Below are 12702 nucleotides of genomic sequence, written 5' to 3'. Positions count from 1 at the left end.
TAATGCCTCACTTTTTAACAGACGGGAGATAACGGGAAAACAGCCGGCGCGTCGCCAGCGGCAATAACCCCAGTAGTGTAAAGGCGATTAGCATGCCCGGCGACAAAATATCGCGCAGCGACGCCACTTTCCCCAGCTCGCGCCCGGCGTTCAGAAACACAACCGTCGCGGGCAGCATGGCTGCCTGGCTGACCCACCAGTAGCGATATACGCCAATGCGGGTCAGCCCCATCAGCAAATTCACCAGGAAAAACGGGAACAGCGGCATCAGGCGCAGGGCAAAAAGATAGCCCGCGCCGTCATGCGCCATCCCGGCGTTCACCGTTTTCATCTGCTGAGCAAAACGACGCTGGACCCATTCGCGCAGCAGATAACGGCTGGCGAGCATCGCAAGCGTCGCCCCGAGCGTGGAGGCAAACGAGACCAGCACGGTGCCTTCCCACAGGGGAAATAACGCCCCGCCCAGCAGGGTGAGGATCGCCGCGCCGGGGATCGACAGGGCGGAGACCACGACATAGAGCGCAAAAAAGATCAGCGCGCTTCGCAGCGGCGCGTGGTCAACATGGGAGAGTAATGCCTGCTTGTGGGTTTTAATCCCTTCCAGGGAGAGCGTGCCAGGGGGAAGCATGACAAACGTCAGAATAAATGCGCCCAGAAGGGCGCACAGGAAAAGTGTTTTTCGAATGTTCACGCGTCATTACAGCTTGAATTTAGCCCACACCGGCGCGTGGTCAGACGGTTTTTCCATGCTGCGGATCTCGTAGTCGATCCCGGTTTCGATGCAGCGCTCTGCCAGCGGCGAGCTGGCCAGCAGCAGGTCGATGCGCAGACCGCGGTTGTCGTCAAAGCCTTTTGAGCGGTAGTCAAACCACGAGAAGCGATCCTGCGTGTCAGGGTTGGCGGTACGGAAGGTATCCACCAGGCCCCAGTCCAGCAGACGCTGCATCCACTCGCGCTCTTCCGGCAGGAAGGAGCATTTCCCGGTGCGCAGCCAGCGTTTGCGGCTGTCTTCACCGATGCCAATATCCAGATCGGTCGGGCTGATATTCACATCACCCATGATCAGCACCGGATTGTCTTTATTGAGTTCGGTGGTCAGGTAGTTCTGCAGATCCTGATAAAACTTGGCTTTGGCCGGGAATTTGGTCGGATGGTCGCGGCTCTCGCCCTGGGGAAAGTAACCATTAATCACGGTGATGTTCCCCAGCGGGGAAGGCAGCTCCGCCATGATGATGCGGCGCTGTGCTTCTTCGTCATCGCCGGGAAACCCGCGGCGGACTGAAACTGGCGTCTCTTTGGTCAACAGCGCAACGCCGTAATGGCCTTTCTGCCCATGATAGAAGACGTTGTAGCCGAGCTTCGCCACCTCTTCGAGGGGGAACATGTCGTCGTGAACCTTGGTCTCCTGCAGGCCGATCACATCTGGCTGATGTTGTTCAACGATAGCTTCAAGCTGATGGGGGCGGGCGCGCAGGCCGTTGATATTAAAAGAGACAAATTTCATAGTCGCTGCCAGTGCAAGGTGAATAGTGCATGGATGGTAGCAGAATTTGCGGCAACTGTTACCGGGTTCGGCCAATAACTGCGACAGATAATGCCGGTGGTGCAATATTTGCACCATTCTGACGCGCCTCGCCCTCAAACAGGGCGTAAATGACCGATAAATTTCGCGAGCGATCACAATTCCAGAATTATATTTGGCCTGTGCATACTCTTTCTGATTTTCATGCGGCAAAGCGCCGCTTGTCGTAAAAATATTCACTTTTTATGCACTAACAGTGAATAACTCCATGGCGTAACTTATTGATATTCTGTTACCTCAACTCGTTTATGCAATTTTATCGCTGGCTGGCACGAAGGCTGCAATCTACATTCACAGTGCAAACACCCAATTATTTAACATTCAAATAACTTTTTATTTACCGGATGAGGTCGCTATGTCTCTGTCAATTACGCGTGAAAATTTCGATGAATGGATGATGCCGGTTTACGCTCCGGCGGCTTTTATTCCGGTTCGTGGGGAAGGCTCGCGCCTGTGGGATCAGCAGGGTAAAGAGTATATCGACTTTGCAGGTGGGATTGCGGTCAACGCGCTGGGTCATGCGCACCCTGCGCTGCGTCAGGCGCTGAATGACCAGGCGGCGAAGTTCTGGCATACCGGTAACGGCTTTACCAACGAGCCTGCGCTGCGCCTGGCTAAAAAACTGATCGACGCGACGTTCGCCGAAAAAGTCTTTTTCTGCAACTCGGGGGCGGAAGCCAACGAAGCGGCGCTGAAGCTGGCGCGCAAATATGCGCACGATAAATTTGGTACCCACAAGAGCGGCATCGTGGCGTTTAAAAATGCCTTCCACGGGCGCACGCTCTTTACCGTCAGCGCGGGCGGCCAGCCTTCCTACTCGCAGGATTTCGCCCCGCTGCCGCCGGATATCCGTCACGGTATTTATAACGATCTGCAGTCCGCCAGCGAGCTGATTAACGACACCACCTGCGCGGTGATCGTCGAGCCGATGCAGGGCGAGGGCGGCGTGCTTCCGGCGCAAAAAGCCTTCCTGCAGGGGCTGCGCGAGTTGTGCGACCGTCACGACGCGGTCCTGATTTTCGACGAAGTGCAGACCGGCGTGGGCCGCACCGGCGAGCTGTATGCCTATATGCACTACGGCGTGACGCCGGACGTGCTTTCGACCGCCAAAGCGCTGGGCGGCGGCTTCCCGATTGGCGCGACGCTGACCACCGATAAATTCGCCAGCGTAATGACCGTGGGTACCCATGGCACCACCTACGGCGGCAACCCGCTGGCCACCGCCGTCGCCGGTCAGGTTCTGGACATCATTAACACGCCTGAGGTGCTGAAAGGCGTTAAGCAGCGTCACGACTGGTTTGTCGAGCGCCTGAATGCCATCAACGGCAAAACGGGGCTGTTTAAAGAAATTCGCGGTCTGGGGCTGTTAATCGGCTGCGAGCTCACCGCCGAGTTTGCCGGAAAAGCTAAACTTATTTCACAGGAAGCGGCAAAAGTGGGCGTGATGGTGCTGATTGCCGGTGCCAACGTGGTGCGTTTCGCGCCTGCGTTGATCGTCAGCGAGGAAGAGGTGCAAACCGGTCTGGACCGTTTTGCGCTGGCGTGTGAAAAAGTGAAATCCGGGGTGTCATCATGATGGTCATCCGTCCCGTTGAGCGCGGCGATATCGCCGGGCTCATGCAGCTTGCCGGTAAGACGGGAGGCGGGCTGACCTCGCTTCCTGCCGATGAAAAAACGCTGTCGGCGCGCATTGAGCGCGCCCTGCAAACCTGGCAGGGGACGTTGCCAAAAAGCGAACAGGGGTATGTGTTCGTGCTGGAAGACACCGACACGGGGACCGTAGCCGGGATCTGCGCCATTGAAGTGGCCGTCGGGCTTAACGACCCTTGGTACAACTACCGCGTCGGCACCATGGTTCACGCCTCGAAAGAGCTGAACGTTTATAACGCGCTGCCCACGCTGTTTCTCTGCAATGACCACACGGGCGCCAGCGAGCTCTGCACGCTGTTCCTCGACCCGGCGTGGCGCAAAGAGGGCAACGGCTATCTGCTCTCCAAATCGCGCTTTATGTTTATGGCCGCCTTCCGCGATCGCTTTAACGAAAAAGTGGTCGCAGAGATGCGCGGCGTGATCGACGACACCGGCTACTCGCCGTTCTGGGAGAGCCTGGGCGAGCGCTTCTTCTCGATGGAGTTCAGCCGGGCGGACTATCTCTGCGGCACCGGCCAGAAAGCCTTTATCGCCGAACTGATGCCGAAGCATCCTATCTATACCCATTTCCTCAGCCCGGAAGCGCAGGCGGTGATTGGCGAAGTCCATCCGCAGACCGCGCCCGCCCGCGCGGTGCTGGAAAAAGAAGGGTTCCGCTACCGGAACTATGTCGACATCTTTGACGGCGGCCCAACGCTTGAGTGCGATATCGACCGCGTGCGCGCGATCCGTAAAAGCCGTCTGCTTGAGGTCTCTGAAGGTCAGCCCGCGCCGGGGGACTGGCCCGCCTGTCTGGTGTCGAACGAAAATTACGCCAATTTCCGCGCCATGCTGGTGCGTACCAACCCGAAATGTGAACGTCTGGTGCTGACGGCTGCAGAACTGGATGCCCTGAAATGTAACGCCGGCGATACGGTTCGCCTGGTGCGTCTCTGCCCTGAGGAGAAAACAGCATGACATTATGGATTAACGGTGACTGGGTAACGGGCGAAGGCGAAGAGCGCGTAAAGACCAATCCGGTTGGAAAAGAGGTGCTCTGGAAGGGGCATGACGCCAGCGCCGCGCAGGTAGAACAGGCCTGCCGTGCCGCGCGCCGCGCGTTTCCGGCGTGGGCAAAACAGCCTTTCGCCGTGCGCCAGGAAATTGTTGAAAAGTTTGCCGGGCTGCTGGAGGCAAACAAGGCCGAACTGACGCGCATCATCGCGTCTGAAACCAGTAAACCGCGCTGGGAAGCGACAACCGAAGTGACGGCGATGATCAACAAAATCGCCATTTCGGTGAAGGCGTACCACACCCGCACCGGCGAACAGCACACCGACATGCCGGACGGCGCGGCCACGCTGCGCCACCGTCCGCACGGCGTGCTGGCGGTGTTTGGCCCGTATAACTTCCCGGGACACCTGCCGAATGGCCACATTGTGCCTGCGCTGCTGGCGGGCAATACCGTCATCTTCAAACCGAGCGAGTTAACGCCACTCACCGGCGAGGCGGTGGTTAAGCTGTGGGAACAGGCCGGCCTGCCGCCGGGCGTGCTGAACCTCGTGCAGGGCGGGCGGGAAACCGGTCAGGCGCTCAGCGCGCTGAGCGATATCGACGGCCTGCTGTTTACCGGCAGCGCCGGTACGGGCTATCAGCTGCACCGCCAGCTGGCAGGGCAGCCGGAGAAAATCCTGGCGCTGGAGATGGGCGGCAACAACCCACTGATTGTGGAAGACCCTGACGATATTGACGCTGCGGTGCACCTGACGATTCAGTCCGCCTTTATTACCGCCGGACAGCGCTGCACCTGCTCCCGCCGCCTGCTGGTGAAACGTGGCGCACAGGGGGATGCCTTCCTGAAGCGTCTGGTAGAGGTGAGCGCGCGTCTGGTGCCTGCCGCGTGGGATGCCGACCCGCAGCCGTTTATCGGCGGGCTGATTTCCGAACAGGCCGCGCTGAACGTGCTGAAGGCCTGGCAGGACCACGTCGCGCGCGGCGCGAAAACTCTGCTGGAGCCGAAGCAGGTTCAGCCGGGTACCTCGCTGCTGACGCCGGGCATCGTGGAGATGAGCGGCGCGAGCAACGTGCCGGATGAAGAGATCTTTGGCCCGCTGCTCTGCGTCTGGCGCTATGACGATTTCGATGCGGCCATTGCGATGGCGAACAACACCCGCTACGGCCTGTCGAGCGGGCTGATTTCACCGCATCGCGAGAAGTTTGACCAACTGCTGCTGGAAGCGCGCGCCGGGATTGTGAACTGGAATAAACCGCTGACCGGGGCCGCGAGCACTGCGCCGTTTGGCGGCGTAGGCGCGTCGGGCAACCATCGCGCCAGCGCGTGGTATGCCGCCGATTACTGCGCGTGGCCGATGGCGAGCCTGGAAACCCCGGCGCTGACGCTGCCGGAGACGCTTAATCCGGGGCTGGATTTTACCGGAGGGGATCGTCATGAAAGCGCGTGAGGTTAACTTTGACGGGCTGGTGGGGCTGACGCACCACTATGCCGGTCTCTCTTTTGGTAATGAAGCCTCGACGAAGCACCGTTTTCAGGTTTCCAACCCGAAGCTGGCGGCGAAGCAGGGGCTGCTAAAAATGAAGGCGCTGGCGGATGCCGGTTTCCCGCAGGCGGTGATCCCGCCGCAGGAACGCCCGAACGTGGCGGTCCTTCGTCAGCTCGGCTTTAGCGGTACTGATGAGCAGGTGGTTGAAAAAGCGGGTACGCAGACGCCGCACCTGCTCTCCGCGGCAAGCTCTGCCTCCTCTATGTGGGTGGCAAACGCGGCGACCGTCGCGCCGTCAGCCGACACGCTGGATGGAAAAGTTCATCTGACGGTGGCGAACCTGAATAACAAATTCCACCGCGCCACCGAAGCGGAAACCACCGAGCGCGTGCTGCGCGCCATTTTCAACCATGACGCACATTTTGAGGTACATCAGGCCCTGCCGCAGGTGGCGATGTTTGGCGACGAAGGCGCGGCCAACCATAACCGCCTGGGGGGCGACTATGGCGACCCGGGCCTGCAGCTGTTTATCTACGGGCGAGAAGAGGGGGGGCACGCCGCGCCAACCCGTTATCCTGCTCGTCAGACGCTGGCGGCCAGCCAGGCGGTTGCCCGCCTGAACCAGGTCAATCCTTCCCAGGCGGTTTTTGCCCAGCAAAACCCGCATGTGATTGACCAGGGCGTGTTCCATAACGACGTGATTGCCGTCTCTAACCGCCAGGTGCTGTTCTGCCACGAGCAGGCGTTTGCCCATCAGGAGAAGCTGCTCGCCACGCTGCATGAGCGCGTGCGCGGCTTCACGCCAGTCCAGGTGCCCACGGAGGCGGTGAGCGTGCAGGACGCGGTAGAAACCTATCTGTTCAATAGCCAGCTGCTCAGCCGTGACGATGGCAGCATGATGCTGGTCCTGCCGCAGGAGTCCCGGGATCACAAAGGCGTGTGGCGCTACCTGACGGAGCTGGTGAAGGCCGATAACCCGATTGACGAACTGCGCGTGTTTGACCTGCGCGAAAGCATGGCCAACGGCGGTGGTCCCGCCTGTTTACGTCTGCGCGTGGTCCTGACCCAGGACGAAATGCAGGCGGTAAACCCGGCGGTCATGATGAACGATACGCTCTTTACGCGGCTGAATGACTGGGTTGACCGCTACTATCGCGATCGTCTGACGCAGGCGGATCTGGTTGATCCGCAGCTTCTGCGTGAAGGGCGCGAGGCGCTGGACGCGTTATCGACAATCCTGCAGCTGGGATCGGTTTACCCGTTCCAGCGCTAAAGGAGTGGATATGGAAAATTTACTGGCGCTGACCCTGGCCGATGAGACGCCGGAACAGAAAGAGGGGGACGGCCCCTCATTTCGCTGGCGGTGGCTGGGGCGCGGGGTGCTTGAACTGACGCCGACCGTAAAAAGCGATCTGTCGCTGCTGCTTTCAACGGGTATCCACGGGAATGAAACCGCACCCGTTGAGATTGTTGATCTGCTGCTGCGTGCGCTGTACCGCAATGAGATCGCCCTGAAGTGCCGCGTGCTGGTGGTACTCGGCAATCCCCCTGCGCTGGCGCAAAACAAACGGTATCTGGTGAGCGACATTAACCGCATGTTCGGCGGCCGCTGGTCGCAGTTTCCGCAGAGCGATGAAACGGCGCGGGCCGAGTGGCTGGAGAACGTCGTGACCGCGTTTTTTGCCGCCGCGGGGCCGGCGCGCTGGCATCTGGATCTGCATACGGCAATCCGCGCGTCCTACCACGTTCGCTTCGGCGTTCTGCCGCAGCGCAGTCAGCCGTGGGATGAAGCGTTCCTGAGCTGGCTGGGTGACGCCGGGCTGGAGGCGCTGGTATTTCACCAGTCGCCGGGCGGAACGTTTACCCATTTCACCTGTGAACGTTTCGCTGCGCTGGCCTGCACGCTGGAGCTGGGAAAAGCGCTGCCGTTCGGCCAGAACGATCTGACCCGCTTTGCGCCTACGCATCTCGCCCTTCGGGCGCTGCTGGGAGGAAAGGCTCCCGAGCACGCGCATCAGCCCGTTGAGCGGTATCGTGTCGTACAGCAGATCACGCGCCGCAGCGATGCCTTCCTGCTCCACATGGCCGCACACACCCTCAACTTCACCCCGTTTCGCAAAGGGGCGCTTCTGGCTGAGGATGGCGAGGAACGTTACGAGGTGCAGAAAAACACCGAGTATGTTTTATTCCCTAACCCCACCGTCGCGTTTGGCCTGCGGGCCGGGCTGATGCTGGAAAAAATATCCTGAACCTTTCCCCTCTCATCATCCGGGAGGGGGAAGTAAATACTTTTCTTAACGATTAAAGCGCTTGCGCTTGTTTTGCAGAATATTCCTGGTGAATTGCTTTATTATTGATCTTCACTTCGCTATACTTCTGCTAAATCTCTTTAAAATCATCGCATTGAATATTTTTGGTTGCAACTCTCCACGCTTTATCCTTATTTCCTCCACATTTGGCGAAAATTTGTTTTTTACACTTTCATTGTTTTACCGTTGCTCTGACAAATTGACGATAAACCCCGTAAAGTTAATCTCGTCAACACGGCATAGCGCCGAAGAATAACTGAAAGAAAGGAAATAAATTATGCGTAAGTTTACTGCACTGTTTGTTGCTTCTACCCTGGCTCTGGGCGCTACCAGCATGGCGTTCGCCGCAGATACTGCGACCACTACGACTGCCGCGCCTGCTGAAGGCAAAATGATGATGCATCATAAAGGTCCGGGTATGCACAACGAGATGATGATGTTTAAGGATCTCAACCTGACGGATGCGCAGAAGCAGCAGATCCGCGACATCAGAAAAGGTGAACGCGACCAGATGAAACGTCCTCCACTTGAAGAGCGCCGTGCGATGCATGACATCATCGCCAGCGACAGCTTCGATAAGGCGAAAGCCGAAGCGCAGATCGACAAAATGGCCGAGCAGCACAAAGCCCGCATGCTGGCTCACATGGAAACCCAGAACAAGATCTACAACATTCTGACCCCGGAACAGAAAAAACAATTTAATGCGAATTTTGAGAAGCGTCTGACAGAACGTCCGGCGATGGAAGGTAAAATGCCAGCACCAACCGAATAATCGGTTCACACTCTTAAGACCGCCGGGATCCTGTCCACAAAAGCGCAACCGCTGTGGACAGGACCGGCGGTTTTTCTTTCCTGCCCTCTTGCCTGCCGCCGCCAGCGCGGTATCCTCCTGTAGTCGCTTCAGAGAATGTTTGCAGAGTCATGGCGTTAGAATTTTTATTAACGTTCCGCTAAGGCCTGCCCGCTCTGCTGCCGATACTGTTTCTGTGAATACCCAACGATAACAAACAAGACAGCAACGATAGCGATATCCTTGCCCTGGCACGGGTTGTGCCATTCAGGAGTGGTGATGGAGTTCTTTGATATCCGTAAGATGCCGGTCAGCCTCTGGCGCAATGGTGCTGGCGAAACGCGTGAGATTTGCTGCTTCCCTCCCGCGACGCGCGATTTTCACTGGCGTGCCAGTATCGCGACGATTGCCAGCAACGGTGAATTCTCCTCGTTTCCCGGTGTTGACCGGGTGATTACCTTGCTGGAAGGGGGAGAGGTGACGCTGGACGCGGGTCAGGCGTTTTCCCATACCCTCAAGCATCATCAGCCCTACAGTTTTGCCGGCGATCTGCCGGTGAAAGCGCTGCTTTGTGATGGGCGGATGGCGATGGACTTTAACGTCATGACCCGGCGCGACTGCTGCCGGGCGAAGGTGCGCGTTGCTGACCGAACCTTTACCACCTTTGGCTCGCGCGGCGGGGTGGTGTTCGTATTAAGCGGGGCGTGGCAGCTGGGCGATAAACTGCTGACGGCCGATCAGGGTGCCAGCTGGGAGGAGGGTACCCATACGCTGCGTCTGCTGGAGGCTCAGGGTACCTTATTGTTCAGCGAAATCACGTGGCTGCCGGGTCATTGAGCACAATGATCTCAAACTTCCCGGCCAGGACCGGTTTACAGAGAATTTTATAGCCATCGTGGTCAAATCCGGCGGGCGTGCGCAGCAGGGTTGCCGCGTCGTTGATGTCGTCGACAGCGCCCAGCCAGAGCCAGTTGTTGACAATGTGATACTGGGTCATTGCCTCGCCCACTTCTTTTAGCGCAACGGCGCTTTCCCAGGGCCAGCAGTTCACGCTGATGGCCGCCAGACCGGTGAGAAGCCGGGCGTGATGCGCCTCAACGCTCTCTTTCCCGCAGCACGCACCGGCGCAGCGCTTCAGCGCGGATCGAAAACAGGCGCGTCCGCGGGTGGTTGCCTCCAGACCTAAAAGGCTGTAGCAAAGCTGTAAATCGTCCGCCAGCGTCTGCAGCGCCTGGAGCGCGGCGCGTTTATTGGCGAACAGCCCATAGAGATTCGGGGCATGAGAAAAATCGACGTCGCGCGCGTAGACGACCTGCGGCTTGCCATTGTTTATCTGCAGGGAGCAGAGCTGACGGTTGCGGCGCAGGCGCTTATTGAACAGCGGCTGTTGTTCTTTTATCAACCGCGCCTCCAGCAGCAGCGCGCCCATTTCTCCCGCCGTCTGGAACCAGGTAATGCGTCGCGACTGGCGCAGCATGGCGGCCTCGTCCGGCGTACGAAGATGGGATAACACCCGGCTGCGAATGTTAACGCTCTTGCCGATATAGAGCGGCAGGGTGTCGCTTTCACCGTGAAAGATGTACACGCCCGGCTGTTTAGGCAGTGCCTCAAGCCAGGGGCGAAGGTGCTCGGGATATTCGTAGATAGCCGCCGCTTCAAACTCAAGACGCGGGGCGGATTGACGCCTGCTCACATACTGCTCCATATACTGTTCAGGCATACAGTGTAGCAGAGACGGTTTGGTTAAAAAAGAGCCGGGTGGCGCTGCGCTTACCCGGCCTACAACAGCGCGAAACCGTAGGCCCTGCAAGCGAAGCGCCGCTGGGCAAAAATGTTGGCTATTTCTTCCAGAAGTCGTCAAACACCGTAATTGGCGTGTGGCGCTTGTGCTCGGTTTTCAGATACCAGCCTTCGATGATTTTCGCGGTACCTTCATCCAGCTTTTTGCCTTCCAGATAATCATCAATGTTGTCATAGGTGACGCCAAGGGCCGCTTCATCCGGCAGGGAAGGGCGATCGTCTTCAAGGTCCGCTGTCGGCGCTTTCTTATAAAGATGCTCAGGACAGCCCAGCGCGGCCAGCAGCTGCTTACCCTGACGCTTGTTGAGACGAAAGATCGGGTTAATGTCGGTGCCGCCGTCGCCGTATTTGGTGAAGAAACCGGTGATCGCTTCTGCCGCATGGTCGGTGCCGACGACGACGCCTTTGGTCATCCCGGCGATGCTGTACTGCGCTTTCATGCGCTCGCGGGCTTTCTCGTTGCCGCGAACAAAATCGCTCAGCTCGATGCCCGCTTCGCGAAGCGCCTGCTCGCTTGCCAGCACCGAGCCCTTAATATTCACGGTGAGCACGCGGTCAGGCTGAATGAAGGCAATGGCATCCTGGCAATCCTGCTCGTCCGCCTGTACGCCATAAGGAAGACGCACCGCGATAAACTGCAGTTTCTCATCGCCCGTCTCTTCGCGAAGCTCTGAAATCGCCATCTGGCAGAGTTTACCGGTCAGGGTAGAGTCCTGGCCGCCGCTGATGCCCAGCACCAGGGATTTCAGGAACGCGTTCTTTTTTAAGTACGATTTTAAAAAATCCACGCTGCGGCGGATCTCTTCGTGTGCATCTACCGTAGGCTTCGCGCCCAGTGCCTGAATAATCTCTTGTTGCAGAGCCATCACGCCCTCCATATGCAGTACATAAACAGAATGTGTTAGCTGTTAAAACTAACCCTTTGGGCGAGAAACGACAAGGATCACAGTTTCGAGTGCGCTAATTTGCGCCGATTTAGCAGGTTATCGTTGTTTTATTAGAATTTTCCGAAATTCGTCTGGCGTAACTCACAAAGTTGAACAATAGTACTTTTTATCCCATGCTTAGATAACACGCTGATAAACAAGAGGACGGAATATGAACAAGAACGTAGCAGGAATTCTTAGCGCAGCGGCGGTACTGGCTATGCTGGCAGGGTGTACGGCTTACGATCGCACCAAGGATCAGTTTACGCAGCCCGTAGTAAAAGACGTCAAAAAAGGCATGACCCGTTCGCAGGTGGCTGCGATTGCCGGTAGACCTTCTTCTGAAGTGACCATGATTCATGCGAAAGGGACCTGCCAGACCTATATCCTGGGTCAACGTGATGGTAAGGCAGAAACCTACTTCGTCGCCCTGGATGATACCGGTCATGTAATCAACTCCGGCTATCAGACCTGTGCTGAATACGACACCGATCCGCAGGCACCTAAGGCGCAGTAACCCTGCTTGCCTGAGGATGTTAACAAACCGGCCTATGGGCCGGTTTTTTTATGCATCAGAAAATCTTATTTCTTTGCGCGAATTATTTGCCCGAAATGTGAAGGGAGTCAACAAGCCAGGTCAATGAGAGACAATTTGAGTCTATCCAGAATTATCCCCTGTCTGTACCATTGCGTATACTCACTCCAACGATAAACAACAGTACGCAAGCTACCTGTCTGCCGGGACAGCGAGTCGAGTGATAGCGCGATGGCAGGTAGTCATACAAGAGGGAAATCACGATGGAAAAGAAACATATCTACCTGTTCTGCTCAGCGGGCATGTCAACGTCGCTTCTGGTGTCAAAGATGCGTGCGCAGGCTGAAAAGTATGAAGTCCCTGTGGTGATTGAAGCGTTTCCAGAGACGCTGGCGGGCGAAAAAGGCCAGACAGCCGATGTTGTTTTACTGGGGCCGCAAATTGCCTATATGTTGCCCGAAATTCAACGACTGTTACCGAATAAACCGGTCGAAGTGATCGACTCGGGGCTGTACGGCAAGATTGATGGTTTAGGTGTTCTTAAAGCTGCTGTGGCAGCCATTAAAAAAGCTGCTAATTAATTTTTATTTTTCCCGTCAAAGAGTTATTTCACACACAATACGCCGTAAC

Annotated in this window: 13 protein-coding genes; 9 read left to right on the top strand and 4 right to left on the bottom strand. The window is 57.3% G+C overall.

Translation table 11 applies throughout. From position 1 onward, the window contains the following. Positions 1–7 precede the first annotated feature (7 nt). Both P346_RS17300 and xthA read right to left on the bottom strand, forming a co-directional pair. Positions 8–691, bottom strand: coding sequence for a TVP38/TMEM64 family protein (locus P346_RS17300; RefSeq protein WP_032657902.1), 684 nt, complete (start codon positions 689–691; stop codon positions 8–10). Positions 692–697: 6 nt separating this feature from the next. After that, entirely contained in the window at positions 698–1504 is an 807-nt protein-coding gene (xthA, locus tag P346_RS17305; protein WP_023311273.1) for an exodeoxyribonuclease III, read from the bottom strand. Positions 1505–1937: 433 nt separating this feature from the next. Between xthA and astC the strand changes: the two genes are divergently transcribed. The 7 genes from astC (at position 1938) to ves (ending at position 9648) form a co-directional block, all read left to right on the top strand. Then, positions 1938–3158 carry a succinylornithine/acetylornithine transaminase gene (gene astC / locus P346_RS17310; RefSeq protein ID WP_032657899.1) on the top strand — a complete coding sequence of 407 codons (1221 nt, stop codon included), beginning with the start codon at positions 1938–1940 and terminating at the stop codon, positions 3156–3158. Further along, the gene (gene astA, locus P346_RS17315; RefSeq protein ID WP_032657896.1) at positions 3155–4189 is read left to right on the top strand and encodes an arginine N-succinyltransferase; all 1035 of its coding nucleotides are present in this window, start codon (positions 3155–3157) and stop codon (positions 4187–4189) included. The genes astC and astA overlap by 4 nt, the downstream gene beginning before the upstream one ends. Next, positions 4186–5673, top strand: coding sequence for a succinylglutamate-semialdehyde dehydrogenase (gene astD / locus P346_RS17320; protein ID WP_032657893.1), 1488 nt, complete (start codon positions 4186–4188; stop codon positions 5671–5673). Before astA ends, astD begins: the two co-directional genes overlap by 4 nt. Further along, on the top strand, positions 5660–6985 hold the full coding sequence (gene astB / locus P346_RS17325; protein WP_032657890.1) for an N-succinylarginine dihydrolase: 1326 nt from the start codon (positions 5660–5662) through the stop codon (positions 6983–6985). Before astD ends, astB begins: the two co-directional genes overlap by 14 nt. 10 nt (positions 6986–6995) lie before the next feature. Next, positions 6996–7961, top strand: coding sequence for a succinylglutamate desuccinylase (gene astE / locus P346_RS17330; protein ID WP_032657888.1), 966 nt, complete (start codon positions 6996–6998; stop codon positions 7959–7961). Positions 7962–8298: 337 nt separating this feature from the next. After that, on the top strand, positions 8299–8793 hold the full coding sequence (gene spy / locus P346_RS17335) for an ATP-independent periplasmic protein-refolding chaperone Spy (protein WP_023311279.1): 495 nt from the start codon (positions 8299–8301) through the stop codon (positions 8791–8793). Between the two features lie 297 nt (positions 8794–9090). Further along, positions 9091–9648 carry an environmental stress-induced protein Ves gene (gene ves / locus P346_RS17340; protein ID WP_032657886.1) on the top strand — a complete coding sequence of 186 codons (558 nt, stop codon included), beginning with the start codon at positions 9091–9093 and terminating at the stop codon, positions 9646–9648. On the opposite strand, the gene cho is transcribed toward ves, so the two are convergent. Both cho and nadE read right to left on the bottom strand, forming a co-directional pair. Next, positions 9626–10516, bottom strand: coding sequence for an excinuclease Cho (gene cho / locus P346_RS17345; protein WP_208399391.1), 891 nt, complete (start codon positions 10514–10516; stop codon positions 9626–9628). The two genes, ves and cho, sit on opposite strands and share 23 nt — an antisense overlap. 133 nt (positions 10517–10649) lie before the next feature. Next, positions 10650–11477, bottom strand: coding sequence for an ammonia-dependent NAD(+) synthetase (nadE, locus tag P346_RS17350; protein ID WP_023311282.1), 828 nt, complete (start codon positions 11475–11477; stop codon positions 10650–10652). 232 nt (positions 11478–11709) lie between these two features. On the opposite strand from nadE, the gene osmE reads away from it, so the two are divergent. Together osmE and chbB are read left to right on the top strand one after the other, a co-directional pair. Further along, a complete protein-coding gene (gene osmE / locus P346_RS17355) occupies positions 11710–12054 on the top strand; it encodes an osmotically-inducible lipoprotein OsmE (RefSeq protein WP_032657880.1) in 345 nt (114 codons plus the stop codon). Positions 12055–12335: 281 nt separating this feature from the next. Further along, on the top strand, positions 12336–12653 hold the full coding sequence (gene chbB / locus P346_RS17360) for a PTS N,N'-diacetylchitobiose transporter subunit IIB (RefSeq protein ID WP_008500676.1): 318 nt from the start codon (positions 12336–12338) through the stop codon (positions 12651–12653). Positions 12654–12702: the final 49 nt, after the last annotated feature.

This window comes from Enterobacter sp. DC1, from assembly GCF_000568075.1.
Lineage (GTDB): Bacteria > Pseudomonadota > Gammaproteobacteria > Enterobacterales > Enterobacteriaceae > Enterobacter > Enterobacter asburiae.
The sequence above is the reverse complement of the archived record's forward strand: the minus strand, read 5'-3'. Positions and strand labels throughout refer to the sequence as shown.